This is a genomic window from Nostoc sp. ChiQUE02 (assembly GCF_034531305.2).
In the GTDB taxonomy this organism is placed as follows: Bacteria; Cyanobacteriota; Cyanobacteriia; order Cyanobacteriales; family Nostocaceae; genus Nostoc.
The window spans coordinates 269495-296155 of record NZ_JAVRBN020000006.1 but is presented as its reverse complement, the minus strand read 5'-3'; the positions used below and the strand labels follow the sequence as shown (position 1 = coordinate 296155).

At 43.5% G+C, this 26661-nt stretch carries 27 protein-coding genes; 15 read left to right on the top strand and 12 right to left on the bottom strand.

Annotated features, from left to right (window positions below):
* Positions 1-216: 216 nt before the first annotated feature.
* Positions 217-1017: a histidine kinase gene (locus RM347_RS09295; protein ID WP_322719801.1), complete on the bottom strand. Its 801-nt coding sequence runs from the start codon at positions 1015-1017 to the stop codon at positions 217-219.
* A gap of 191 nt (positions 1018-1208) precedes the next feature.
* On the opposite strand from RM347_RS09295, the gene RM347_RS09290 reads away from it, so the two are divergent.
* The 6 genes from RM347_RS09290 to RM347_RS09265 all read left to right on the top strand — a co-directional run bounded on the left by RM347_RS09290 (position 1209) and on the right by RM347_RS09265 (position 7207).
* Positions 1209-1433: a hypothetical protein gene (locus RM347_RS09290; protein WP_322719802.1), complete on the top strand. Its 225-nt coding sequence runs from the start codon at positions 1209-1211 to the stop codon at positions 1431-1433.
* Positions 1434-1488: 55 nt separating this feature from the next.
* Positions 1489-1824 (top strand): cytochrome c6 PetJ, encoded by a 336-nt coding sequence (gene petJ, locus RM347_RS09285; protein WP_322719803.1) that lies wholly within the window; start codon positions 1489-1491, stop codon positions 1822-1824.
* A 178-nt stretch (positions 1825-2002) separates the two neighbouring features.
* Positions 2003-3022 carry an aldo/keto reductase gene (locus tag RM347_RS09280; RefSeq protein ID WP_322719804.1) on the top strand — a complete coding sequence of 340 codons (1020 nt, stop codon included), beginning with the start codon at positions 2003-2005 and terminating at the stop codon, positions 3020-3022.
* An 81-nt stretch (positions 3023-3103) separates the two neighbouring features.
* Positions 3104-6577, top strand: a complete 3474-nt coding sequence (locus RM347_RS09275) for a CHAT domain-containing protein (RefSeq protein WP_322719805.1) — start codon at positions 3104-3106, stop codon at positions 6575-6577.
* A gap of 89 nt (positions 6578-6666) precedes the next feature.
* Entirely contained in the window at positions 6667-6888 is a 222-nt protein-coding gene (locus RM347_RS09270) for a DUF433 domain-containing protein (RefSeq protein WP_322719806.1), read from the top strand.
* The gene (locus tag RM347_RS09265; RefSeq protein ID WP_322719807.1) at positions 6872-7207 is read left to right on the top strand and encodes a DUF5615 family PIN-like protein; all 336 of its coding nucleotides are present in this window, start codon (positions 6872-6874) and stop codon (positions 7205-7207) included. Before RM347_RS09270 ends, RM347_RS09265 begins: the two co-directional genes overlap by 17 nt.
* 101 nt (positions 7208-7308) lie before the next feature.
* Here the strand turns inward: RM347_RS09265 and RM347_RS09260 are convergent, their stop codons facing one another.
* Positions 7309-7449, bottom strand: a complete 141-nt coding sequence (locus tag RM347_RS09260; RefSeq protein ID WP_322719808.1) for a hypothetical protein — start codon at positions 7447-7449, stop codon at positions 7309-7311.
* A 45-nt stretch (positions 7450-7494) separates the two neighbouring features.
* Positions 7495-7968 (bottom strand): DUF4385 domain-containing protein, encoded by a 474-nt coding sequence (locus tag RM347_RS09255; protein WP_322719809.1) that lies wholly within the window; start codon positions 7966-7968, stop codon positions 7495-7497.
* Positions 7969-8045: 77 nt separating this feature from the next.
* Here RM347_RS09255 and RM347_RS09250 point away from each other — a divergent pair, with 77 nt between their 5' ends.
* Positions 8046-8513 (top strand): VOC family protein, encoded by a 468-nt coding sequence (locus RM347_RS09250; protein WP_322719810.1) that lies wholly within the window; start codon positions 8046-8048, stop codon positions 8511-8513.
* Between the two features lie 28 nt (positions 8514-8541).
* Complete coding sequence (locus RM347_RS09245) at positions 8542-8838, top strand: hypothetical protein (RefSeq protein ID WP_322719811.1); 297 nt, start codon at positions 8542-8544, stop codon at positions 8836-8838.
* 92 nt (positions 8839-8930) lie between these two features.
* On the opposite strand, the gene RM347_RS09240 is transcribed toward RM347_RS09245, so the two are convergent.
* Together RM347_RS09240 and RM347_RS09235 are read right to left on the bottom strand one after the other, a co-directional pair.
* Complete coding sequence (locus RM347_RS09240) at positions 8931-9611, bottom strand: Uma2 family endonuclease (protein ID WP_322719812.1); 681 nt, start codon at positions 9609-9611, stop codon at positions 8931-8933.
* A gap of 64 nt (positions 9612-9675) precedes the next feature.
* Positions 9676-10422 (bottom strand): class I SAM-dependent methyltransferase, encoded by a 747-nt coding sequence (locus RM347_RS09235; protein WP_322719813.1) that lies wholly within the window; start codon positions 10420-10422, stop codon positions 9676-9678.
* A gap of 6 nt (positions 10423-10428) precedes the next feature.
* On the opposite strand from RM347_RS09235, the gene RM347_RS09230 reads away from it, so the two are divergent.
* Together RM347_RS09230 and RM347_RS09225 are read left to right on the top strand one after the other, a co-directional pair.
* Positions 10429-11247 carry a class I SAM-dependent methyltransferase gene (locus tag RM347_RS09230; RefSeq protein ID WP_322719814.1) on the top strand — a complete coding sequence of 273 codons (819 nt, stop codon included), beginning with the start codon at positions 10429-10431 and terminating at the stop codon, positions 11245-11247.
* Between the two features lie 172 nt (positions 11248-11419).
* Positions 11420-13684, top strand: a complete 2265-nt coding sequence (locus tag RM347_RS09225) for a cation:proton antiporter (RefSeq protein ID WP_322719815.1) — start codon at positions 11420-11422, stop codon at positions 13682-13684.
* A 249-nt stretch (positions 13685-13933) separates the two neighbouring features.
* Here the strand turns inward: RM347_RS09225 and RM347_RS09220 are convergent, their stop codons facing one another.
* The 6 genes from RM347_RS09220 to RM347_RS09195 form a co-directional block, all read right to left on the bottom strand.
* Positions 13934-15370 carry a TolC family protein gene (locus tag RM347_RS09220; protein WP_322719816.1) on the bottom strand — a complete coding sequence of 479 codons (1437 nt, stop codon included), beginning with the start codon at positions 15368-15370 and terminating at the stop codon, positions 13934-13936.
* 117 nt (positions 15371-15487) lie between these two features.
* Positions 15488-16159: an ABC transporter ATP-binding protein gene (locus tag RM347_RS09215; RefSeq protein ID WP_322719817.1), complete on the bottom strand. Its 672-nt coding sequence runs from the start codon at positions 16157-16159 to the stop codon at positions 15488-15490.
* 30 nt (positions 16160-16189) lie between these two features.
* Positions 16190-17461, bottom strand: coding sequence for an ABC transporter permease (locus RM347_RS09210; RefSeq protein WP_322720061.1), 1272 nt, complete (start codon positions 17459-17461; stop codon positions 16190-16192).
* Positions 17462-17492: 31 nt separating this feature from the next.
* The gene (locus RM347_RS09205; RefSeq protein WP_322719818.1) at positions 17493-19079 is read right to left on the bottom strand and encodes an efflux RND transporter periplasmic adaptor subunit; all 1587 of its coding nucleotides are present in this window, start codon (positions 19077-19079) and stop codon (positions 17493-17495) included.
* A gap of 97 nt (positions 19080-19176) precedes the next feature.
* A complete protein-coding gene (locus tag RM347_RS09200) occupies positions 19177-19725 on the bottom strand; it encodes a hypothetical protein (protein ID WP_322719819.1) in 549 nt (182 codons plus the stop codon).
* Positions 19726-20238: 513 nt separating this feature from the next.
* Positions 20239-20865: a TetR/AcrR family transcriptional regulator gene (locus tag RM347_RS09195; RefSeq protein ID WP_322719820.1), complete on the bottom strand. Its 627-nt coding sequence runs from the start codon at positions 20863-20865 to the stop codon at positions 20239-20241.
* Between the two features lie 145 nt (positions 20866-21010).
* Between RM347_RS09195 and RM347_RS09190 the strand changes: the two genes are divergently transcribed.
* The gene (locus RM347_RS09190; protein WP_322719821.1) at positions 21011-21919 is read left to right on the top strand and encodes a tetratricopeptide repeat protein; all 909 of its coding nucleotides are present in this window, start codon (positions 21011-21013) and stop codon (positions 21917-21919) included.
* A 325-nt stretch (positions 21920-22244) separates the two neighbouring features.
* Here RM347_RS09190 and RM347_RS09185 read toward each other — a convergent pair whose 3' ends face one another.
* Positions 22245-22643 (bottom strand): response regulator, encoded by a 399-nt coding sequence (locus RM347_RS09185; RefSeq protein ID WP_069073372.1) that lies wholly within the window; start codon positions 22641-22643, stop codon positions 22245-22247.
* Between the two features lie 282 nt (positions 22644-22925).
* Between RM347_RS09185 and gyrA the strand changes: the two genes are divergently transcribed.
* The 4 genes from gyrA to RM347_RS09165 all read left to right on the top strand — a co-directional run bounded on the left by gyrA (position 22926) and on the right by RM347_RS09165 (position 26588).
* The gene (gyrA, locus tag RM347_RS09180; protein ID WP_322719822.1) at positions 22926-25478 is read left to right on the top strand and encodes a DNA gyrase subunit A; all 2553 of its coding nucleotides are present in this window, start codon (positions 22926-22928) and stop codon (positions 25476-25478) included.
* A gap of 17 nt (positions 25479-25495) precedes the next feature.
* On the top strand, positions 25496-25762 hold the full coding sequence (locus tag RM347_RS09175; RefSeq protein WP_428850534.1) for a hypothetical protein: 267 nt from the start codon (positions 25496-25498) through the stop codon (positions 25760-25762).
* 154 nt (positions 25763-25916) lie between these two features.
* Positions 25917-26069 carry a hypothetical protein gene (locus RM347_RS09170; RefSeq protein ID WP_416211920.1) on the top strand — a complete coding sequence of 51 codons (153 nt, stop codon included), beginning with the start codon at positions 25917-25919 and terminating at the stop codon, positions 26067-26069.
* A gap of 333 nt (positions 26070-26402) precedes the next feature.
* On the top strand, positions 26403-26588 hold the full coding sequence (locus RM347_RS09165) for a chlorophyll a/b-binding protein (RefSeq protein WP_322719824.1): 186 nt from the start codon (positions 26403-26405) through the stop codon (positions 26586-26588).
* The last annotated feature ends 73 nt before the right edge of the window (positions 26589-26661 follow it).

Sequence of the window (26661 nt, the reverse complement as noted above, 5' to 3'; positions counted from 1 at the left end):
GTTGGGTTGAGCAACGCGAAACCCAACATTAATAGGAGTGTTGGGTTTCGTTCCTCAACCCAACCTACAAATTTTTTGCAACAACTTAGCCTTGCCACGCCACTACGGGAACTGAGCCTTTAATAATCATATAAATACCTTTGTAGGGGCGCTGGCAATACCCGCACCCCTACAAAAATCTATATGTATCAGGATTCTGTCAAAAAGGAGTCTAGTCTATTTATGAATAGTCTCCCGTTCTTTATCAGCAGGTTCCTTATCTTTGAACAAGTCAGCCGCTGTTAGGAGTAACTCTCTTAAGGTTTGTTTGATTTGGTGCTCTTTTCTTGCTAAAGATGTACCAGCTTCTCCCAGTTTATCTTCTAGCTGCGATCGCTTTTGTTCTACCTGCACAGCCATAGATTCTGCTTGAGGACGAGCTTTATCGTACCAGTGTTTAGCCTCGTCTAGATAATCTTGAACTTCCATATTACGTCCGCCATAGCGTGCAGCCATATTAGCTCGGACAATGGCTAGCTGCGCTTGCAGTTGTGCGTAACGTTTCTTTAACAATCCTACTTCTTCACTATCTTTAATAGCATTGACAGCAGAATCAATTGCAGTTTTGGTACTAGCTGGTTTTTCCTTACCCGTCTCTTCAATTTCTGCCAAAATTACATCAACCTCTTGCTGGAGTTGTTCTTCTTCACCATCCAATTGAGCCTGTAGCCTCTTTATATCTGTTTGAGTTTGAGCAATACTTTCGTGTCTTTTGCTATTAATCCCTTCTAGCGCTCCTTCAATGGAAGCTGTTACTTCATCTTTGAGTTCGCTACCTTTTTCTTGGAAATTTTCAATTACAGCAGAAACTGCATCTCTAACTAAGCTACGAACTTCACTCGAACCTTGTTTAAACTCAGAAGCTACTTGAGAAACTGCGGATTTCACAATTTCTCGAATCCGCTCAGTTCTTAATTGTCCGGTTTCTTTAGCTTGTTGCAGGTCTGCTTGAATTTGTTGTTTGATATTGTTAGGCATTTTCAACTCTTGGGGTTTAACTAATTTGGATAAAATTTTCTAGAGATGTTCCTACACCCACATTATGGCGTAGCCTTATAAGGCTTGGCACTTCCTTTAGATAGAAAATAATAACTCTAAGGAGGTGATGTGTAGTATGTTGCCCATTTGTGAGATGATTAATATTTGTTGGTAGTAATTGAGATAAAAATATGTGGCAAGTAAATATTACTTGTTCAGGTGATGCCTGGAAGCAGTATGGTACTGAATTTAAAGCGATCGCAGAGAAATATCAAGGTGAATTAATTGGTTCCAAAAAAATGCCAGATGGGACGCGCATCATGTCTTATAAAATTGAGGATGTTAGTGATGCAGAAGCTTTTCAAGAAGATTGTGCAAATTTTGCTGGATTTACAACAGACTTTGAATCCCTCTAGTATTGGTTCTGACACTTATGCCTGCAACCAGTATGTCAAAATCGGGAGAAGTTAATTGAAAAAACTACTTACATTAGTATTAGTAACGTTTTTGTTATTAATCAGCACTTTTACTTTACCTGCTAGTGCAGCAGACACAGTTAACGGTGAACAAATATTTAGTGTTCATTGTGCTGGTTGTCATATCAACGGCAGCAACATAATCAGGCGAGGTAAAAATCTCAAAAAGCAAGCGTTGAAAAAGTATGGTATGGATTCAATAGAGGCAGTTACATCTATAATTACCAATGGTAAAAATAATATGTCAGCCTACAAAGAGCGCCTCACTGAACAGCAAATTCAAGACGTTGCTACTTACGTTCTCGAACAAGCTGAAAAAGGCTGGCGTTAGAAAGTTAGGAGAGACGCGATTAATCGCGTCTGTACAGGAGTTAGAAGTTGGGAATTAATAATGATCAGCTATGATTTATATATTATTCAAATCCTAATTCCTCCCTTTTCAACGCTACTTGCTATAACTCTCTTGAGCAGAGCAACACAGTGGTTCCTCCTAACTTCTAAACTTGAAAATGAACTTACCCGCAGCTAGCCGTCTCCAATTTACTCCTGATTTGAACATTTGCCGGATACTAAATGGTATGTGGCAAGTTTCCGGCGCACACGGACGAATTAATCCCAATGCAGCCATTGAGACTATGTTCAAATATTTAGATGCAGGCTTTACCACTTGGGATTTAGCAGACCATTATGGCCCCGCTGAAGACTTTATTGGTGAGTTTCGCTGTCAACTAATTGATACTCGTGGGAAAGATGCTTTGTCTCAGGTACAAGCTTTTACAAAATGGGTGCCTCGTCCAGGCAAAATGACGAAAAAACTGGTTGAGGAAAATATTGATATTTCTCTGAGAAGGATGAATGTGGAATCGTTAGATTTGATGCAATTCCACTGGTGGGAATATCAGGATAAAAATTACCTGGATGCCCTCAAATATATGGCAGAACTTCAGACTGAGGGTAAAATTAGGCATCTAGGTTTAACTAATTTTGACACGGAAAATTTGAAGATTATTACCGAAGCAGGTATCAAAATCATTTCTAATCAAGTGCAATTTTCCCTGGTTGATCGCCGTCCCGAAGTTAATATGGTGCAGTTTTGTCAGCAGCATGACATAAAGCTTTTTACTTACGGTACACTGTGCGGCGGTTTGTTATCAGAAAACTATTTGGGGAAACCAGAACCGCGAGGATTTGATCTTTCCACTGCTAGTTTGAAAAAATATAAAAATATGATCGATGCTTGGGGTGGTTGGCGATTATTTCAAGAGTTGCTGGCTATCCTGAAGGAAATTGCTAATAAGCATGGCGTAAGCATCTCCAATGTTGCTGTGCGTTACATTTTAGATCAGCCAACTGTGGGAGGTGTGATAGTTGGTGCCAGACTTGGTGTATCTGAACATATAGAAGATAACGCCAAAGTATTTAGTTTTAGTTTAGATGAAGACGATCGCGATCGCATCAATGCAGTATCTCGCCAATCACGCGATTTGTACCAGCTTATCGGCGATTGCGGCGACGAATATCGGCGATAACCATTAGGGCATTGGCTTTGTTGACGATTGAATTTACTGATAATACGGTGAAGGTTATTGTGCAATCTACCCTTGCAAACCATGCCGCTAAACTTTGCCTTCTCCCTCAGTCAACAGCAAACTTTTGAACTGCGCTGTGATTATGGCTCACGTCGCCTGGATAAAACGGAGTTGGCAGCACTCATTGATTTGTGTGAGCAAAATTACTATGCTCAACAAAGAGATCATTTACCCTATCTCACCCAGTTGGGACGGCAACTTTATCAATGGCTGGATGGTAAAGAAGGATGGCTGAGAAAGGCGCTGGATGAGGCGGATGAGCAAACGATTAATCTAGATTTGATTAAAACCAGCGAAGCACAGGGGTTAAACCCGGAAACAGAACGGGTGGCGTTGGGATTGGCACATTTGCCTTGGGAATTGCTACATGATGGCGCAGGGTTTTTAATCGAACGCCAGAATCTTTCTGTTTTACCAGTGCGTTCTGTTCAGCAGCGTCAAACCCAAGTGATTGGCGTGCAAAATCGCCCGTTGCGGTTGCTGTTCATGGCGACTTCTCCTGAAGATCCCAGAGTTCCACCACTAGGGTTTGAGCGGGAAGAAGCAAACATTTTGCAAGCAATCAAAGATCAGAATCAGACCATAGATTTGATTGTCGAGGAAAGCGGCTCGGTTGTAGAGTTAGCTAACTTGGTGAAATCCTATCCAGAAGACTATTTTGATGTCTTTCATCTCACGGGACACGGGATAATTTATACACAAGAAGGCTACTACTATTTGCTGCCAAAGGGTGCAACGCTTGCAGACAATACCCCCTGCTTTATCACTGAAGATGAGGTAGGGAATATGCAACTTACTACCGTCAATGATTTAGCTAAAGCCTTTCGGGGACGCTGGCCGCGTGTAACTTTTCTCTCTGGTTGTCATACGGGACAGGTTGCTAACAAAGGGACAGTACCCTCAATGGCGCAAGCGTTGGTGAAGGCGGGGGCAGGTATAGTTTTAGGCTGGGCGCGTCCAGTGTATGACGACACGGGTATTGTAGCGGCACAGGCACTTTATCAAGCTTTGGCGACGGGGGCAACTGTTGAAGAAGCAGTTAAAGCAGCGCAGCAGGAGATGATTGACAAAGAATGCACCGACTGGCATCTGTTGCGGATGTATCGGGATACGCGCCCCATTGCAGAACTGGTAACACCTCTGAGAACAAGAAATCGTGAAAAGCTGAAGTTTACACCGTCAGAGCAAGAATTTTTGGATGAGAATAATCAAGTTAAAGTTGCCAGTCGGTTTGAGTTTGTGGGACGCAGACGACATTTGCAACGGTGTCTCAAAGCTTTGCAGGAAACCAGCGACCAAATCGGCGTGTTTATTGCGGGGATGGGTGGACTGGGTAAAAGTAGCTTGGCGGCGCGGTTATGTACGCGGGTGCAAATGCAGCGTTCTAATTTTGCGCGAGTCGTGGTGATTGGCCCTTTGGATGAGAAAGGTTTGCTGAATAAGCTTTCTAATAACTATGAGCGGTTTGCAGATGTGCCTGCACTTTTGAACGAACCAAAGGTGTCTCTGAAAGGACGGTTGCAAAACTTTTTTGAAGCAATAGAAAACATTCACAACCAACCCTTGCTGCTGGTGCTGGATGACTTTGAGCAAAATATCCCCACAGCTAACATTGAAGATGGCTCATTGCGGATGACGGCAGAGGCTTACGAAATTTTAGGGGCGATTTGTGCGGCATTGGAGGAAAACGGGGCAGAAAGTCGGCTGATTGTCACCTGTCGCTATTTGAAGTCAGATACTTTGCCACCTCATCGCCTGCATTTGGAACGCCTGGAACAGATGAGCAGTAGTGATATTGATAAAATCTGCTTTCCTTTAGATAAAGAAGTTAGGCAGCAGTTAAGAACTCAGCGAATTATTCACATTGCCGATGGTAATCCCCGCTTGCTGAAGTGGCTGTTAGAAGTGATTCAGCAACCAGGAATAGCGGCGGATGAATTATTGAATCGGCTGGAGGCGACTGAGCAGAAATTCCGCGAAAATATCTTGGCACAAACTCTGCTGGATGCTTTGGAACCGGAAGAACAAAAGTTTCTCGCACAGTTGAGTGTGTTTCATCTGCCTGTTACTGTTGAAATCATCAATGCCATTTGTCCCTCTGCCTCTTTTTTGCAAAAGCTCGTCAGCCTCAGCTTAGTTGAGTCTGCCACCACTCACCCCACCCAGCCAGCTAATTATCGGGTGACGACAATTTTAGAATCGTTGCTGAAACCAGTATTGAGTGATGCCGAGTGGCAAGGAACGCGACAGCAAGCGGTAAAGAAAATCTATCAAGTTTGGTGGGAAGAGTCTAATCAGTCATGTACGGACGAACAAGCATTAGAGGTTTTGCGTTTAGGACTAATAGCTGGAGAACAGGAGGTTGCTGCCAAAGTTAGCGATATCGTTGCTACTGATTGGGTAAACAAGTCTCGCTTTTTGGAAGCTGTACAGCTATGCCAGCAAGTTTTGGCAGTTTTTCAGGACTACCGTATCTTTGGAACCATCGCTCGTGCTGAATACTTTTTAGGCTTCGTTGAAAATGCTGTTGTTCATTATCAGCAAGCCTTAAACCTTTGCCCTGATGATGATGTCACGGAAAAAGCTGGAACCCTGAGCAATTTGGCATGGGTAATAGCCCAACAAGGAGATATTGAACGAGCGCTTTTCTTGTACCAGCAGTCTTTGGAAATAAGTGAGCGCATTAATGATGTCCGAGGAAAAGCTATAACTCTCCACAACATGGCAGGAGTAATAGCTGAAAAAGGAGATATTGAACGAGCGCTTTTCTTATACCAGCAAAATTTAGAGCTATTAGAATCTGTTGGTGATTTCAGTAACATATCTACCACACTGAACAACATAGCAAAAGCAATCGCTGATTTAGGAGACATTGAACGAGCGGTGTCTTTGTGGCACAAATCTTTAAAATTAAGTCAGAGTACTGGTGACGTTAGATCTCAAGCCGAAATTCTGACAAATCTTGCTTATATTGCAGGCAAGACAGGAGATAAAGACAGACAGTTAAATTTAAATCTACAAGCACTCCAGCTATTTGTAAAGATTCGAGCTTATAGGCATTTGGTTACAGTAATAACTAATTTAGGTGAAGCAGATGAAAGCAAAGGTTTAATTTACTTTGCTCAAGCAACTTGGCTCTGTCTCAATATTCAAGTACCCTTACCAAATACAATGACCATATTCGCTCATCTCTATCAGGCTTTACCTCAAGGAAACGAACTTCAAGCCTTGCTAACAACAACTACTTTGTTTTTGTGCAGTCAGCTAAACGAAGATCATCCCCTGTTTAAGGAACTCCAGATTCTTGGTGGCAGGATGATAATAGCATTGGCAGAAGCCCAAGGAATTGACAGACAAGAAGCTAATACTGCTTGGTTTCACCAGCAAGGGCTAAATGATCCAGAATATTTTCTCCCGCGACTCAATCAACGTCTAGAAGAGATTGTCGGCGATGGGTGGTTGTTTGACCGTAGTCAATTTGAGGTGGAGGGATAAGGGGAAATGCGATCGCGCTAATCTTAAATTAGTTGCTGACAATATAACCAGCTTATGCAAGCCCTTAATATCACACTGCCAGATGCAATATGGAATCTCAACTAATACAGAGTTCTCCCGACATCCTTTCTGGTACACCCGTTTTCTATGGAACTCGTGTACCAGTACAAACATTGATTGATTATCTCGAAGCAGGTGATCGCCTTGATGACTTTCTAGAAGATTTTCCCACTGTGAGCCGAGCACAGGCAACAGCGTTTCTCAAGCTAGCCCTGAAAAAAGTATTATCTTCTTATGAAAGTGCTGCTTGATGAATGCCTGCCTAAGAAATTAAAGCGAGAAATCACAGGTCATGAGGTTGTGACTGTACCAGAGCAAGGATGGGCAAGTAAAAAGAATGGTGAGTTACTGGGACTAGCGAAGACAGAGTTTGATGTATTCATCACCATTGATCAAAACTTAACAGCTCAACAAAATTTGAATAATATCAACTTAGCTATAATCGTTCTCGCATCTCCCAGCAATCGTTTAGAAGTCCTGAAACCTCTGATGCCTAAAGTTCAAGAAGCTTTAGCAACGATTCAAGCAGGTGATGTGGTTACTATCACACTGCCAGATGCGATCGCTTAGGCAACTATGATTATTATTGGATTGCTGAGTGGGGAAATGCGATCGCGTTACTCTTAAATTAATTAGCCACAATGTGAGTAACAACATTCTGCAATTAGTCCTCAAGATTCATTCACGAAGCTAAAAGCTTCATCGACGAAGCTCAGAGGTTCATCGACGAAGCTCAGAGGTTCATTCACGAAGCTCAGAGGTTCATGCACGAAGCTCAGAGGTTCATCAACGAAGCTCAGAAGTTCATTCACGTAATACACTCTCCGAAAGCCGCTTAATTGAAAGTTAATAGTGTTTTACTCTAGCTCATACATCTGCTTATGTTTGGCTAAAAGCTGGAGATATTTGTCATTTGTCTTTGCTTCTACCCACTTGGCTTTAAATATTGCTGCCGATTCCGCTTTAACTGGGTCTACTTCATAGGGAAGAATCTCTTTTTTGGAACCTGAATCTTCCAAATTTTGTTTATACTTCCTGCCGCTTTTATGATTAGCATAACGGCGAGAGCGAGTATAGCCCATTTGGATAAACTTCCGTGCTATATCTGCGCCGACAAAATCATCTTTCTCTAAATAATCAAGAAAAAGCTCGTAAATTTTTTCACTCGACTCTCTAGCAATATCAGGAGTTTTGAACCGCCAGTAAGGGAGAATTTCTGATTTGTATGGTTCAACTAAAAGTACACCCTGCTCACCCTTTCCAACACGATAGAGTTCAGGATGTTGGCGAAAATCAATATTTTTAAAGTCTAAAGAATAATCAAAAGCCATGCTAGGTGTTTATTATGAATAATAAACTTTAAGAAAGAAGTCGAGCTTCTATCTCTGTAGGGAAATTTTGTTTTATTATGCAATCTAGCACCCAATCCGTGAACAGTGTCCTTGCTCCGGGCAATCTGCGTAAAGTGCATCACATTGCCCTCAACGTCCAGGATATGCAAGCTTCCCGCTACTTTTATGGCACAATCCTGGGTTTGCATGAACTTACAGGCGACGAAGTACCCGCAACTCTGGTGGAACTTGTCGCATCTGGGAAAGTAGCCAACTTCATCACCCCGGATGGTACAATTCTTGATTTATTTGGGGAACCAGAATTATCACCACCAAATCCAGACCCAGCAAAGACCTTCACCAGAGCGTACCATCTCGCCTTTGACATCGATCCGCAGTTATTCGATCGTGCGGTGACAGTGATCAGAGAAAATGAAATAGCGATCGCACATGGCCCAGTCACTCGTCCTACTGGTAGAGGAGTGTATTTTTACGATCCAGATGGCTTTATGATTGAAATTCGTTGCGATCCAGAAGCTAGTTAACTTAGGGGTAATAACAAAAGTATCTACTATGGCTGCAAATCTCACGCAAATCTTTAAAGTAATTGAAGATACTATCACAAAACCGCCAATTCCACACGAACCATACAAGCAATCATTGAAAGCCTGGGCAATGTATTGTCTGCGAGACAAAGGTTTTATAGTCGCTTATGCTCAAAATGCCGACTTTGCCATTGAAAGAAAACGTGAAGAAAAGCTATATTTCAAAGTTGCAAACAGCCCCGATGATTTAGATAATTCTCTTAACTGGATTGTTTGGGATAGTGTCACCAAAAGCGCCAGTCTCATTCCCCAAAAAATAGACTGATGCCAAAATAGTCATCAAATGTTTTCCTGATTCTTTAACTATTCGGACTCCTGTTAGCGCAGCAAGGCGTAGCCCATTCTGACTTCTGAATTCTAACTAGACAACTGCTGCACAAATACTTGATGTTCTGGTGAATTTAATCCCAACTGTAATACAGCCAATACTTGTTGCATATTGCCAACAATTAAATCGGACATTGACAACCACAAACCAGGAAATACTTGACTTTTGATAATTCCATCTGCGTCCACTTCTAAGGATATATATTCTCCTTGTTGCAGGCTAAACCAATCTAATTTGCTTTCAAATATTTGCCAAACAATATATTCTTTTACTCCATTACGACCATAGACTTTTTTCTTGTCATGTAAATCAATAGCAACGCTGCTAGCTGCTATCTCTATTACCAGTTCTGGCGCACCTTCGATGTAATCATCACCACTCAAACGAGATTGTCCTTGAGCTATTGGTGTGATTAATAGCACTCCATCTGGTTGCGGTTCATTATCTCGATCTAAGCGGACTGTTGGCTCAATTCCCAATCTCACACCAGGGGTTGATGCTTCATAAACTCCCAACCAAGTGATTGTATGACCATGTGGTTCAGCATGACTTTCAAAGCGTAATGGGGATGCCAAGTATACAACTCCTTCAATTAATTCTGCCTTTTGATGACGAGGCATTGCTTGATAGCGTCGCTCAAATTCGTAGCGAGTGAGGCGATCGCCATTCTCTAAAGGAGGAATTCGCTGCTTGAATGATAGGTTGACCATGATTTTCTGCTCTGGCAAGGAGTCTTACTTTAGCTTGGCACAGATTTTTATTGTGATATACTGCCTAAGCCCGATGGGGTTTCTCAAACACCATTAAATGCTGTTGAGGTAACAAGTTTTTGGTTTCGCGCCAAACCAAACCAACAGCTTGCATTTCTTTACGCACTTGCTTTTGAGTCATCTTGTGTAGACCTTTAATCATAATAAAAGGATTTTCACCCCGGTACTCAACCAGCACCACCTTACCACCTGGTTTAAGTGCTTTCACAATTCCTTGCATCACTTCTTGGGGATACTCAAGTTCATGATAAGCATCTACCATCAACGCCAAATTGATACTTTCAGATGATAAGTTAGGGTCGCTAAGAGTTGCCAAAACAGGCTCAACATTGGTGATATTTTTCTCTTTTTTGAACAAATCAATGATTTCTAACATTTCTGGCTGAACATCTACAGCTAACACCTTACCTGCTGTTAATAATGGTGCAATGCGAAAGCTCAAGTAACCTGTACCAGCACCAATATCTGCTACTACATCGTTAGGTTTGAGATTGAGAGCGTTGACTACCTTACTTGGCTGTTCCTCTCCCTCTCGACTTGGACGTTCTAGCCAGCCAGCGCCAGTGTATCCCATAACTTTGGCGATTTCGCGCCCCATGTAATATTTGCCGATACCATCTGGACTGTGGATTATGCGTTGTTCGTAAACAGTGGTGGATGAAGACGCGGCTTGTGCTGTCAGGGTTGGGTTCAGCAGCGAACAACTCAAGATCGCAACAAGAGTTACTATAAAGTGGAGAAAATTTGACATTTGGTTATGACTGATTGGGATAGTTATAAGCAGCAACTAAAAGAATTTTATGGTAGTAGAACGACTTATGACCATGAGAAAGGTACTCGCCATCCACTAGAAGCCAAGCTTCTACTTGAATTTGTTCCACTACATTCGGGACAGAAAATTCTTGATGTGGCGACTGGAACAGGTTTAGTTGCGATACCCGCAGCTGAAAAAGTTGGTTCAGATGGCTCCGTTATTGGGATTGACATGACCCCTGGAATGTTGCATCAAGCAAGACTTAAGATTGCAGCAGCAAAATTAAAAAATATTGAGTTAATTGAGGCAAATGCAGAATATTTCAACTTTAATGAGAGTAGTTTTGATGTTGTCTTTTGCTGTGAGGCAATTGTACTTTTTCCTGATATCCTTGCTATTTTGCAAAAGTGGTATAACTTGTTGAAACCCGGAGGATTTGTGGCATTCACTTGTCCTCCCGAAACGGCTTTTATGGCATCTCTCCAGCAGAGGATCTGCGCTAGAGTTTTGGGAGTTTTGCTACCACATATCCTTGAACCACTTGGGACTCCAGAAAAATGTCGGAATTTGCTCAATCAGGCAGGTTTTAGAGATATCGAAATTAAGATTGAACCATCAGGACGTTATCGCCCTCTTAGGGATAACAGATTATCTGAGATAGCAATCAATATAAATTTTAAAGGTAATCCCCTGTTGTCAAAATTATCACCAGAACAATTAAATCAGTTACAAGTTGAGTACAAAGCAGAAATTGAGAAACTAGCAACCGATCAAGGTATTTGGGAAGACACTACAAAATTTTTTGTTCGCGCTCGAAAATAAGTTGATGAGCTTTGTTTCTGACCTGACAACTTAGGGCGATCGCACATGATCATCTTACGATTAATAATGACAATGACAGTTTAATCTCCTAGACCGATGTGCAAGTAAACATTTTCAGGATTTACTTGAACAGCCCCTTTAAAAATTTGTAATCCAACCTTTGGACGCTTATATGCAAAACCTGTCCCTAATATTAGTGCCTGTACTCGCTGCACAGAAAGCAGCAGGTGACGGTTTAATTAAACCTCTCGGTCATCATGAGCTGCTGTTGGTGCTGGTGCAACTGTCACTATTGCTTCTGGTAGCGCGGGGATTAGGTGAGTTGATGCGCCGGATTAATCTACCACCTGTTGTTGGAGAATTACTGGCGGGTGTGCTGCTTGGCCCTTCTCTATTTGGTTTGATCCTTCCAGACTTACAGGCGCACATCTTTCCCAAAAGTCAAGAACAGTCTAATCTACTTTCGGTGATTTCCTGGTTAGGCGTGTTATTTTTGCTGATTGTGACTGGGTTGGAGACGGATCTCAAGCTGATTCTTCGTAAGGGTAAAACGGCTCTGCTGATTTCACTGGGCGGGATTATTATCCCGTTTATCACCGGATTTGGATTGGGGTGGCTATTGCCAGATAGTTTTTTAGCCGACCCAGAAAAGCGACTAGTATTCAGTCTATTCATCGCCACAGCAATGAGTATTTCGGCAGTCCCAGTGATTGCTAAGGTGCTGATGGACTTAAATCTGATTCGCCGTGACATTGGTCAAGTTACCTTAGCCGCTGGCATGACTGACGACACCATCGGCTGGATTTTACTTTCTGTGGTTTCAGGTTTAGCTAGTAGCGGCAAATTTGACTTTGGGACAATTTTCCATTCCGTGAGTGCAGCGGTATTGTTTCTAGCGATCGCCTTTACAATTGGGCGTACCATTGTAGACCAGATTTTGCGCTGGGTTGATGACTACGTTGGTGGAATCGCCGCTAGTATGTCGGTTGTGCTAATTCTTTCGCTCTCGGCAGCAGCACTTACCCACGCATTAGGTCTAGAAGCAGCATTAGGTGCTTTTGTGCTGGGGATTTTGGCAGGTCAATCCCGCCGCTTTAGCAATGAAGCTGGACACATGCTAGAAGTCTTCACAGCAGCCTTTCTAGCGCCAATTTTCTTTGCTTCAGCTGGCTTGAAAGTTAATTTACTAGCTCTGTTAGTCCCCCAGACGTTGATATTTGGCTTGATTGTGCTCGCTGTCGCCTGTGTTGGCAAATTTACAGGTGCTTACCTTGGTTCTCGTGTGGGCGGTTTGAGTCATTGGGAAGGTTTAGCGATGGGTTCTGGGATGAATGCTCGCGGGGCGATGGAAATTGTCGTTGCCACCATTGGTTTATCTTTGGGAGTGCTGAATCCCCAGATGTACTCGATTATTGTCATGGTGGCGATCGTCACTTCCTTAATGGCTCCACCCCTGCTGCGCTGGACTTTATCAAAAGTAGTTATGGGTGAAGAGGAAGCTCGACGTTTGGAACAAGAAGAACAGGATAGCCGCAGCTTTATCAAGCAGATTCACCGGGTCTTAATACCCACTAGTGGTGGCCCCAACATCCAACTGGCGGCGCAACTAGTCGGTTACATGGCTCACCAAAACTCGATAGAAGTTACATCTTTATATGCTCTGAGTGATAAGCAACCTCAAAGCAGAGCACGCCGGATGGCGGCAACCCAGGTTAAAGATACCGCTGCCGAGCAAGCTCTGGCTTCTGTTGCTGAGGAAATGCAGCTACCTGCTGATACCACCCTGCAAACAAAAACGGAGTCTGGGCGGAATAAAGCGGAGGTAATTCTGAATGAAGCGAACAAAAACTATGACTTGATCGTACTGGGAGCTTCTGAACAGATAAGCCCCCAGAAAGCATTGTTCAATTTGCTTGTTGATCGGGTTGTCCAAGAAGCGCCTTGTGCAACAATGGTGGTGAAGTCGCACTTACCCCAACCCAAAGGTGAGATTTGCAAAATCGCTCAACAACAGCTGAACAAGATTTTGGTGCCAACAGTGGGGACAGAATATAGCAAAAATGCTGTAGAAATGGCAAGTACGATCGCTGCTCAAACAGGCGCATTAGTGATGATCGTTAACGTGATTAATTTGCCACAGGTTGAGTATATTCTTTACGAACAGCGATCGCTAGCTCCAGTCAGGGAAATTGCCCGCGATTTACTCGAACAGCAAGCAGAAATTGGCCGCAATCTGGGTGCTGATGTTAAAACCTATATTCTTCAAGGAACCAGCCCAGAAAGGGAAATCCTCAAGTTTGCCCAAACCAAGGAAGCTGACCTAATTATTCTAGGGAGTAGTATCCGAATGGTTACGGGTCGCGTTTTCTTCGGTCACAGAGTGGATGCAATTCTGAGTAAGGCTCATTGCCCAGTAGCGGTAATTACTACACCATAGTTGTTCTCAGCTTAGATACATTTAGTTTGCTTGAATCTAAGTATACTCACATAGATTACCAATCTCAGGATCTAAGCAAACTTTTCTTTAATAATTTCACCTTAGGGACTTCCAGAAAATAAAGTATCCAATTTACTCAGATAATATTTTTCTTTCTCCCCCTTCCCCCTGCTCCCGTTCGGCTACGCTCACGGCAAGCCTGCCCCCCTGCCTACACAGCGATAGGATATTTTTTTAGTTAGAAGTCTCTTAGCGCGAAGCCCTGGAAGTGACTGATCTTTGCAAATTAGCTAGAGCGCGGTTGTAATCCAGAATAGCTGTAACTCGATTACCTTCTGCTCTTGTCAGGTCATTTTCAGCAGAAATCACCTCTGTTTGAGTGCCCACACCAGCTTGAAACCTCAGCCTTGCTAAATTCAGAGCTTCCCTGGCTTGATTTAAAGCCACACTGGAAGTCTGCACATTATTTAAATTGGATTGCAATTGAGAATAGTACTGTTCTACATCAAAGCGAATCAGGTCGCGTTGGCTACCAAATTGAGACTCTGCGATCGCAATATTAGCTCTCGACTGAGCCGCCCTTGCTCTTGCTGCTCCCCCATCAAACAAAGTGAGATTTCCTTGGAGTCCCACTGAATAGCCATCAGTAATGCTGACGCCATCATCATACCGATCTAGCAGGTTGTAGTTGCCTACCAAACTAATTTGCGGCCCTAACTGTGAAAGTGCTTGTCGTCGCTGTTGTTCACTAATGTTACGTTGTGCTAATTGCTGTTGCAGTTCTGGACGATTTTGAAACGCTTGGACAATACTTTGTTCTACCGTCTGCGGCCAAAGACCCGCTAATTGGACTGGATCTGCGGCACTGATATCAACTGACTGCGACAAACTTAACGAAGTGGCAAGCTGACGACGGGCAATTTGCTGCTGCGAGATCGCATTAGTCAGTTGTTGTTGGGCATTTGCTAAATTCACCTGAGCTTGCAACACATCAAACCGCGTACCCACTCCAGCCTGTTCTCTGGCTTGAGTATCCCGCAAACTAGCTTGGGCATTCTCCACAGCAGCTCGATTAATTCTTACTTGTTCATCTGCTTGTTGCAAATCGTAGTATTGAGTCGTGGCATTCAACCTAATTGTCAAAGACTGATTTTCAACATTCAATTCATCCACACGTAGTTGTTCTTGGGCAGCTTGGATTGTCGCTTGTCGATTACCGGAGGTATAGAGGTCGTAATTCAGTTGTGCTGAACCATTAAAAGAGGTGCTGGCTTGAGATGAATTGCTAGTAAAACCATTACCACTATTAGTCACACTACTGTTGATTCCCAAAGTAGGAAACAAGGCAGCTTGAGACTCGCGTAGCGCCGAGCGGCTGCGTTCTAGCTGTAATATGGCTACCTGTAAATCTCGATTGTTGCGTTGTGCTAGTTCCAAAACTTGTGCCAAACTGATTGGCACAGTTCCCTGAATCTTTACTTCCTCCGGTTTGGTAGGAAATTGCAGAGGATTGGCACTGGGGTTGAGGTAATCGGGAACCTTTACAGGGCTTGAGGGATTCTGCGGTTTTGGGGGAGTTGCTGCACTTGCTGCATTTGGAAAAAGAATAGCGATGCCTGACGGCAAGGCTACCACCAACGCTACGGCAACCCAGGTACAATGCACGAATAATAAGCTGAAATTCATAATCTAGATGTAGTCATTAATTAGGTTTTTTTGAGGATACAATCAAAAGTTTTCATTTTGATTAACCTACAGAGATTTAAAGCTTAAATTCCCCCTCTAAAGGTTGATATTAACAAATTAGCCTACAATCAAACCATCCTGAACTCGAATAATCCTTTTGGTTTGAGCTGCGATATCTGGTTCATGAGTAACAATCACAATCGTGATTCCTTGGTCATTAAGTTCAGTCAGCAAACTCATCACCTCATGAGAAGTTTCAGTATCTAAAGCTCCTGTTGGCTCATCTGCCAAAACTAATGCAGGTCGGTTGACCAAAGCACGAGCGATCGCTACCCGTTGTTGTTGTCCGCCAGAAAGTTGACTAGGACGGTTAGCTATGCGTCCCCCTAGTCCTACTTTTTCCAAAGCTTCTAATGCCCTTTGACGGCGTTTTGGCTTGGGTAAATTGGCATAAACCATTGGCAACATGACGTTTTCTAAGGCTGTTGCCCGCGCCAATAGGTTAAATTGTTGGAACACAAAACCTATTCTTTGGTTGCGGATATAGGCTAATTCATCATCATCAAAAGTCGTCAGGTTTCTGCCTTCAAAAATATAGTCACCAGTTGTGGGACGATCCAGACATCCCAAAATATTCATGAGCGTGGATTTACCCGAACCTGACGCACCCATAATCGAGACATATTCCCCTTCCTCAATGGAAAGTTCAATTCCCTTGAGTATTGGAACGCTAACTTCTCCTAAGTGGTAAGTTTTAGTAATGGATTCCATCCAAATCATTGTTGGCATATAAATTACGAATTACAAATTACGAATTATTTAGTCACTACGTAAAGCGGTGATTGGATCTAATTTGGCAGCGTTCCGTGCTGGAATTACTCCAGCGATTAAGCCAACGGTTAACGAGAGTCCAAAGCCAGCAATGATCGATAAGAAAGAAATTACAAATGGAAATTTAAAAATGTTTGCAGATACAAATGCTATTAAGATGCCAGTCGCCATACCAATACCTCCACCAGCAATGGAAATCACGATCGCTTCGGCTAAAAATTGATTCAGGATTGCAGAGTTGGTAGCTCCTACGGCTTTGCGAATCCCGATTTCCCGCGTCCGCTCGACAACGGAAACTAGCATAATGTTGGCAATACCAATTCCACCAACCACCAGAGAAATTCCAGCGATTGCTACTACCATTACTGTAAATAAACCCACAACACTAGTGAAGGTACTAACAATATCAGCTTGATTAGTTAGTCGAAAATCATCAGCTTGCGGCGGATAAATGTTGTGACGCAGCCGTAAGAGATTGGTGACTTGAAACTGAGCAGCTTCTAACTGCTCTTGATTAGCGCCTTTAACTAAAATTCCATTTACAGAAACGCCTACTAGGGCATTGTTCCCAACTAGTCTCTTCGACATACTAGTGAGAGGAATGAAAACCTGGTCATCTCGATCCATCGGCCCCTGAGAACCTTTAGGTTCCATCACCCCAATCACTTCGTAAGCCTCCCCCTGAATACGAATTCTCTCGCCGATCGGATTTACACCCTGTCCAAAGAGGGTTTTTTGAACTGTGGGGCCAAGAATAGCTACCTGTGCGACAATATCCAGTTCTTCTTGAGTAAAATACCTCCCTTGTTGGGGATGGGTATTTCTAACTTCTGGGTAATTTAAATCTGTGCCATAAATGGTTGTTGAGGTGTTCTGTCCTGCATATACAACTTGGGCAGTTCGTTGGAGATAAGCAGAAACCATCTGTGCTGATGGCGCTTGTGTAGCGATCGCCTTTGCATCTTCCCAGGTCAAGGTGCTGCTAGAACCTACTCCTTGACGGACATTCCCGCTTCTTGCCGCACCCGCCAAAATTTGGATTACATCTGTACCCAATGCTTGTATCTGTTGCTCAACCCCCTTTTGCACTCCCTGACCGACAGAAGTAATGGCAATGACTGAGGAAATCCCAATAATCACACCCAACATAGTTAGACCTGTGCGTAATTTGTTACTCCACAAAGTCTCTGCCGCCATTGTCAAGATTTCCAACAACGGTACTGTGCGGGTATTCTTAGCTTTGTAAAAGCCCTTAAACATCTTAAACATAAGGTTTTATTTAAAACTAACTTTAAGGGGAACCGCCGGAAGAACCACCGCCTGAACGACTTCCTCCTGTGCCTGCTCCTCTTCCTCCTCCTGCTCCGCCTCCTCCTAGACCAGGAAAAACTCCTCCTCTTGGTGTTGATTGCGGACGTGACCCTGGTGGGAAACTGAGCAATACCCTTTCGTCTCCTGTCAATCCAGACTTAACTTCGGTAAAGTTATTCGCGGTGACGCCGGTCTCAATGGGAGTAAACACAGGTCTGTTATTATTTCCTGCCACAAACACACCTGTGGCATTTTCTTGGCGCACCACCGAAGCCGTTGGCACTACTAGAACATTTTCAACTTGACCGACTTGAAAATCTATTTCCGCATTCATCCCAGATCGCAGTAGCCTTTGAGGGTCTGAAAGTGAGACTCTCACTTCAAAACTGGTGACGTTTTGCTCTACTATTGCTTGGGCAGCAATTTGGCTCACTTTACCTTCAAAGGTTTTTCCTGGGTAGGCATCTGCCTTAATTGAGACTTTTTGACCAAGGCGGATTTTGGAAATATTTGTTTCCGCTAAATTTGCGACAACTTCATTTGTTGAAGCTAGAGACAAGATTGAAGAAGAAGAAGAAGAAGCTACTTCACTACTGGCAGTTGTAGGTGTCACGAAAGCGCCTGGATCGGCATACTTCTTTGTCACCACACCATCAAAAGGTGCGCGAATGATCGTGTCATTGATTTCGGCTTGGATATTTTGCAGTGAGCCACGAGCAGATGTTACCTGGGCGCGGGCTGCGTCAATATCTTCTTGGCGCGTTCCGGCTTTTACAAGTGCCAGAGCTTGCTGTCTCTGCTTCACGACAGATCGTGCTTGCTCAATATCTTCTGGACGTGACCCAGCTTTTTGCAGAGCCAGTGCTTGCTGTGCTTCATTTACATTAGCTTGGGCGCTATCGCGATTAGAACGGTTTTGATTAAGAGTCTGAAGGGAAATACCGCCTGCATTGTAAAGTTGCTGATTACGAACAAAATCATCTTCTGCTTGGCGAAGGGCGGCTTGAGCGCTTTGCAAGCGTGCCTGTGCTTGAGCAATATCTTGAGAGCGATTGCCGGCTTGTACCTTTTGCAAATTCGCCTCGGCTTCGTCTAATGCTCCCTGTGCTTGAGCAATATCTTGAGGGCGATTACCTGCGATCGCCTTTTGCAGATTCGCCTCGGTTTGTGCCAATTGTCCTTGAGCAGAGGTGAGTTGCCCCCGCAGGTTGGAATCATCCATGTAAGCGACAATCTGTCCTTGTTTGACGAGATCGCCTTCCTTCGCCAGCAGTGTTTTCAAGATGCCGGAATTTTTCGGGCTGAGGTTGATTGACCGCTCAGGTTTCACCGTTCCGTTCGCTGAAACTGTGATTGTTAAACTCTGCCTTTCTACAGGCTTTGTCAGCACCCGACGTTTGGCTTCTTGACGCGGAGCTACCGTTACTTGGTAATAAACGGCGTAGCCAATTCCACCCAAAAGGCAAAGAGCAATTAGCCAAGACAGCCAATTACGTCTCCCCTTTTTTTTCTTTACCTCTGGAACTAAAACTGATGAATCTACGGTTTTTTGTGTATCAATTTTCATATAACTTAGTTTAAAAAGAACGGCTACCGAGCTAGTTATTCACGGCTAATATAGCCTGGTAGCCCTATACCAACAATGATTTTGAGTTTTTAGTGTTTTAAAGGTTTATTTGCAGTACCAATCCACTAGGAAGTCTGAAGTAATCATCACGCACTCTAACTAATCTCCCAGCAGGAACAATTTCTTGATTGGGAAGAAGAATATCCCCATTGGGAAGCCTGAAGTAACCTTGATTACGTAGTCTGACTATGGATCTAGCAGGAATAATTTGCCCATTGGGATATCTGATGTCACCATTACCAAGTCTGACTACTCTGCTATTGAATTGGTTGTCACGGTTCCAATTACCCTGATCTCTACGGTTTCTGACTTCTACAGGATAGGCTCTGCCATCGCGGTTCCAATTATCCCGATCTCTAGGGTTTCTGACTTCTACAGGATAGGATCTGCCGTCACGGTTCCAATTACCCCTGTCTCCAGGGTTTCTGCCTTCTCTATAGTTGCGTCTGCCGTCGCGATCCCAATCTTGATTGTTCTCACCAACAACGTAGACTTTCGTCTGGGCACTTGCAGGGGCAGTCAAGAGAGTAGGAACAACGATCAGAGCAGCAGCTAAGACTATTGATATACGGTTTGCTTTCAACATGGAATTAACTCCTTCATTTCTCTTAGCTAAACTTACTCAAACTTGTAGTTATAACTATCTTTTGAAAAGACTTTCGAGAGTTGTTTTTGTTTTGACATCAAGGTGTTTAATATTTACCTCATCGTATAAATTCATACATAATAATTATTGATCAAAACGTCCAAACCGATGTATGACCAAAGTCACTAGTAATTCCAGACTGATGTATGACCAAAGTCACCAATTTTTTTTAATAGGGAATGGAGAGTGGGTATTGGGTATTGGAAAATTAAGATCCTAATCTCTAACTCTTATAAAACTCTGATTTGATTTGTGAAAACATACTCAGATCGAAAATCCCGTTTTATCAGGGTTTTAAGTGAATTCTAGTAATAAAATTACCATAGCAGTTGGTTGAGCGAAGTCGAAACCAACTGAGTGGTCGAGAGTTGAGCGAACTTGTACTGAGCGACTTGTGCCGAGTCTGTCCTGAGCGAAGTCGTTGGCGCAGCCTCTCCAAGAGTTGTGTCCCTATTAATCCTGCCTTGGTGCAATTCCTTGCCAGACAATATCCACAAGACTCTGGACAAATGATGATACTTCTGTAGCACAATCTCCAGAATTTAATGGTAATTCGGTAGTTGATACACTGACTTGAGACGATATCTGCTCTAAAAAAACGTAGTTCATCAGCGATCCTAGTAAAATATGAGCCACTGTCTGGGGATCAGAAGGGCGAAGCCGATCTTGGTTGATCTCACGCTCTAGGAAAGCAGTCAGTACTTTGACATCTCCTATGGGTCTTGGTTCTTTACCTCCAAGTTCTGGGAGCGCATTACCTCGCGATCGCAACATCATGATCAGAGGCAGCACCTCACGATAGAATTCCATAATCTGGAGACAGACCTTGATGAGATTTTCTTTGAGATTTCCTTTGCCACAAAGAGATTCCAACTCGCTCACCCAGAGGGGTTTTTCTGGAATTCCCATCGCTGCCAAAAATAATTCTTCTTTCGTTGAGAATCGCTTGAAAACAGAAGCTTCAGAAATACCAGCCTGTTGAGCAATTTCTAAGGTTGAAGCACCAAATCCTTGTTGTAGGAAAACTTGACGAGCCGCTTCTAAGATTTGCTGATTGGTGATTCTGGGTGTACGAGCCATAAATAAGTAAGTAGTTACTTATTAATATATTGCTCTTATTATGGGGATGTCAAGAACTAATGAAGTAAGATTTTGCTGCCGTCAAGAGCGGAGATCGTTTAAGCTAGCTGAAAGATTCTTTGATTAGTGGCTTAGAGGCGGTAATGTGCCTAAACATGTTAGTTTGATTTCTTTTCTAATGGTCTGTAGTTTGTGGAGTATGCCAAAAGCCGCTAACGCGCAGGCATTAATACCCCATACATTGCAACTAGATGGGACAAAGTTAGAGAAGCAGGGGTTGAGCTTGGCACAAGAGGCGGCTCAACTCGCTCAGTTTCAACAGATTGAATTAGCTATGCCAAGAGCGCGGCTGGCTAGTCAACTCGCTCCTGGGAATGATAAAGTGTGGTTGCTGTTAGGTGGATTGCAACTGCAAACCAAAGAGTTTGACGGGGCGATCGCTAGCCTGAAAAAAGCACAATCTATCAACCCCAAAAATGGTGATATTTTGTTTGCTTTAGGTTCAGCTAATTTTCAGCAGAAAAATTACCAAGCATCTGTTGTCAATTACCAAGATGGTTTGAAGTTAAAACCCAACGATCCAGAAGGGTTGTTTAATTTGGGTAATGCTTACTATCTACTGGGTCGATTGCCAGATGCGATCGCCCAGTACGATAAAGCCGTCTCTCAAGATAAAAAATTCTGGCCAGCGCTCAACAATATTGGCTTAATCAACTACGAACAGGGTAATATACCCGAAGCGATTAAGCGATGGCAATCTGCTGTAACCCTTGATAAGCAAGCCGCAGAACCTTTATTGGCCTTGGCTGTGGCGCTGTATACTAAAGGCGATGCCTCCGGCGAGCTACGCTTACGGCAACAAGGACTAACCTTGGGAGAAGCTGCACTCCGTATCGATTCGCGCTATGCTAATTTGGATTTCCTCAAAGAAAATCTCTGGGGCGATCGCTTACTGTCTGATACGAAAAAATTCCTAGAATTACCCCGTATTCAAGCAGCTCTACAGCAACGAGAAAACTCATCGTCAGCCCCTGGACAGCAGCCTACTCAATAGGAGTGGGGGGCAGAGGGGCAGAGGGGCCAGGGGAGGCAGGGGAAGCAGGGGGGTGAGAAGAACCAATACCCAATACCCTGCGATGCACTGAGTTTTGACTGTGCTCAACTACCGCTTGTTGTACCACTTGCCTACGGCACGCTACGCGAACGTGGAAGCAAGCTACGCAGAGCGTCTCCAAGAGTTGTGTCCCCATTCCCTCTCCTATCACCACTTGCCTTACAGTACCTTTTCGTAGTACATATATACTATCTAAATACAGGAACTATTCGCCCAAAAACATTGGCGGGCGAGTATTCCTGAAATAAGTCGTTAATTCTCAGTGTTAATCTGTGGGTAAAAGTGCGATGATTTGGTCAACAAACTGTTGATGGTCAACAACTGGCTTAGAAATGTAGCCATCAGCACCGCTTTGCTTGAGAAAGTTCTCGCGATCGCCTTCCATAGCATGTGCTGTCACCAAAATAACAGGTAAGTTCGCTGTTTTTGGATCGGATTTTAACATTTGTGTAATCTTGATTCCATCAACGGACTTACCTTGGTAAACACTTCTGGACAGAGAAACATCCATCAAAATCAGGTCGGCTTCTCCTGATTGGGCAATTTTTATGACTTCTTCGACATTTTCAGTGTGTTTCACACCCAAGCCGCCACGCTTGGACAAAATTTTGGAAAAAACACGAGCATTAATTAGATCGTCTTCGACAATTAAAACAGTTTTCATGAGAATTTTAGTTATAGAGGTGAGGAGATTCAAGAATTCCAGAATTCAAAATTAAGAAATGCAATCATGTAAGTATGATGGCTACTAAGTTTATGTAGATTATACTCGTGTGCATCCTTTTTAATAGTCAATTGCATCCTCATCATCAAGGATGATACTACTGCTTTTTCTTGTGTGACTATCAAAATTTTGTTATGAATCTCATTTCATCCGTTATGCTGTGGTTGCCGCAGTGTTGAGTTCCATCGGCTTTTGTGTAGTTAAATTTCAGGGAAAAAACTCATGGCAAAACAGTTAAACCTTCTCTCAACGGGACAGGTAATTACAACAGCCCTGCATACCGAGATGCAACGGTCTTATCTAGAATATGCCATGAGCGTAATTGTCGGGCGAGCGCTACCAGACGTGCGTGATGGCTTAAAACCAGTGCATCGTCGCATTTTGTATGCAATGCACGAACTCGGTTTGATACCAGATAGACCCTATCGAAAATGTGCTCGTGTAGTGGGTGATGTGTTGGGTAAATACCATCCCCACGGCGATCAATCAGTTTATGATGCCTTAGTAAGGCTGGTACAGGATTTTTCTAGCCGCTATCCCTTGCTGGCAGGACACGGTAACTTTGGCAGTGTCGATAATGACCCTCCAGCAGCGATGCGCTACACAGAAACGCGCCTCGCACCCATCAGTCATGAGGGAATGCTGACAGACATTGGTGAAGAAACTGTGGAATTTATCGGTAACTTCGATAATTCCCAGCAAGAACCAACGGTGCTACCTGCTCAGTTGCCGTTTCTGTTGCTTAATGGCTGTTCTGGTATTGCCGTGGGAATGGCAACGAATGTTCCACCGCACAACTTGGGGGAAGTGGTCGATGGGTTAATTGCCTTAATCGACAACCCAGATTTGCCAGATGAAAAATTATTTGAGTTAATTCCAGGGCCAGACTTTCCCACTGGTGGAGAAATAGTTGGTGAGGCGGGAATTCGGGAAGCGTACACCACAGGTAAAGGTGGAATTTTGCTGCGGGGAGTCGCGACTCTGGAGGAAATTCCAGCCACTAGGGGAAGCAAGCGACGGACGGCAATTATCATTACAGAATTGCCTTATCAAGTGAATAAGGCTGCCTGGATTGAGAAGGTAGCGGACTTAGTAAATCAAGGTCGTTTGCAAGGAATTTCTGATCTTCGGGATGAAAGCGATCGCGAAGGGATGCGGGTGGTAATTGAACTCAAGCGCGATACCAATCCCCAAGAAGTTCTCCAGCATTTATATCACCAAACTGCTTTGCAAATGACTTTTGGGGCGATTCTCCTTGCAATAGTGAATGGACAACCCCGCCAGTTAAGTTTGCGTCAACTTTTGCAGGAGTTTTTGAGTTTCCGAGAAGAGACGCTGAACCGTCGCTACAATTACGAGTTGGGAAAGGCTCAAAGTCGTGTGCATTTGGTGGAAGGTTTACTCAATGCACTATCTAATTTGGATCGGGTAATTGAAATTTTGCGTCAAGCTCCCGATGGAAGTACGGCAAAAATAAACCTTTGTAGCCAACTGGATTTGAGTGAGGTACAAGGAGATGCAATTCTGGCTATGCCCTTGCGCCGCCTCACCAGTTTAGAACAGCAAAATTTGCAGCAGGAATTTGAGCAGCTAAGTGAACAAATTAGATTGTTGGAGCTATTACTGAGCGATCGCCGGGAATTATTGAAGGCGCTGAAAAAAGATTTGCGATCGCTCAAACGCAAGTACAACGATTCCCGACGGACAAAAATTGGACAGGAGCAAAAGTCTAGGGTAGAGGAGCAGAAGTCTAGAGCAGAGGGGCAGAGGAGCAGAGGGGCAGAGGAGGAAGAGGAACTTAAATCTTCTGAACCAGCAGAGGAAGCGGTTTTAGAATTTACCCAACGGGGTTATGTCCGCCGCACCCAGCCATCTGGGAGAAAGTCAAAAGGTGAAAATGGTCTGCACGATAATGACTTCATTATCCAAACTGTGTTGACCGACACCGAGAAAGACTTGCTAATACTAACTGGTGGCGGCAAAGTCTATCCGGTGAAGGTAGGAGAAATTCCCCCAACTACTGGACGTTCTCCACGGGGAAAACCTTTGATTACTATGCTCAGTAGTACTGCTCAAGGTGCTCAAGAAGCTGTGGTCAGCCGCTTTTTGCTGCCGGAAAATCTCGAAACCAGGCAGATGATTCTCTTAACAAAACAAGGACGAATTAAGCGTTTGTCTTTGGGAGAATTTACTAACCTGACTCGGCGCGGAATCACGATTTTGAAGCTCAAAGACGATGATGAATTGTCATTTACCCAGTTCACCACGCCAGGGGAGCATCTGATTTTAGCTAGTTCAGGTGGGCGAGTGTTGCGCTTTGCAGTCAATGATGAACAATTACCGGTCATGGGACGCACAGCGATGGGTTTACAAGCATTTCGGTTATTGAGAAATCAGGAAATGGTTGGCTGTGTCACTGTCGGTAAAGATGATCAACTGCTGTTAGTTACTCAAGAAGGATATGCCAAGCGGATGGCTGCGAGTCAGTTAAGAGCGGCTAATCGCGGCGATTTAGGCACACAGGCGCTAAAATTTGCCAGTAAAACTGACAAATTAGCTGGTATGGTCATAGCGATGCCTTCTCTACGAGACGCTACGCGAACGGCGGGCTACGCCAACGCATCTGGCGAGGTAGCTTTAGTGACGAATAAAGAGCGGGTAGTGCGGATACCTGTGGAAACAGTGCCGCTCTTAGGTAGGGATGTCAAAGGTGAAAGCATCCTCCAACTTAACCGCGATGAAAAAATCATCACCGTGGCGGAAGTGCGAGCTTAATCAGGGTGATATTCAACTTGCGAGAAGCCAACTTGCAGGACTTAGAGGCGCTGATCCAACTGCGTCTCGAACTCCTGCGTGAAGCTGGCGAAATTAAAGGTGACTCTGATACCGCAAACCTAGCCGAAGCAACTCGAAAGTATCTTGGCGAAAAAATGCCGCAGGGTGAGTTTTTAGCTTGGGTCGCTGAAGTTGATAGTCAAATTGTTGCCACTAGCGGCTTGGTATTTTTTCAACGGCCCCCTTACAACAGCAATCTCTCAGGCTTAGGGACTTTCAACTAAAAAAATATCCTATTGCTGTGGAGGCAGGGGGGCAGGGAGCAGGGGGAGAAAGAAAAATCTTATCTGAGTAAATTTGGATAATTTATTTTCTGGAAGTCCCTTAGAAGTATACGTTATGAACGTTTATACAATTCCGATGTGACGAGGCCAGGGAATTGCTACAGCACTCTTAAAGGAAATTATCAGTTTTGTCAGAGCAACTGAGGCAAAACGCCTCTGGCTTCACGCCACTGAGGATGGTAAACGTATCTATGAGAAGCTTAGTTTTGTCTCAACTTCAAAAGAAATGGAAATTATCTGGTACTAACCTAAGTTTTTTGACTCCAAATATCTCCATAAATTATCAATAATTTTTAATTTAAAAATAACAAACTCTATATAAAATCAAGCAATGCAAATTATTATTTGCAAATTAATATCAATAAGCTATATTGTTTATGATAGTAAAAGTCAACCCAACATTTCTTCTGCCTCAGTAAATCTAACTGAAGGCTGATGTTTTAATCTGTATAAATAGCTATCTCTATTTATGTCAAGGTATAGAAACAAAACTATAAAAAATGTTGCCTTTATAAAAATATTTGTTATATTAATTTACATAAGGCAATAAAGCTTAAAAATTAAGTTTGGAGTCCCAACCATGACAAATGCAACCACAACAAAAGTTACTACTCCTGTAATTGAAGATCGCAACGCTTGGCGTTGGGGCTTTACCCCACAAGCTGAAATTTGGAACGGTCGCTTGGCAATGATTGGTTTTTCAGCAGCCATTTTGGTTGAGGTTTTTTCTGGTCAAGGCTTCCTACATTTTTGGGGCATCCTATAAGTTTTAATATCTAAGATGACCTATAAATAAAAAAACCTGGAGTGCTAATTCACTACCAGGCTTTTTATTGTTT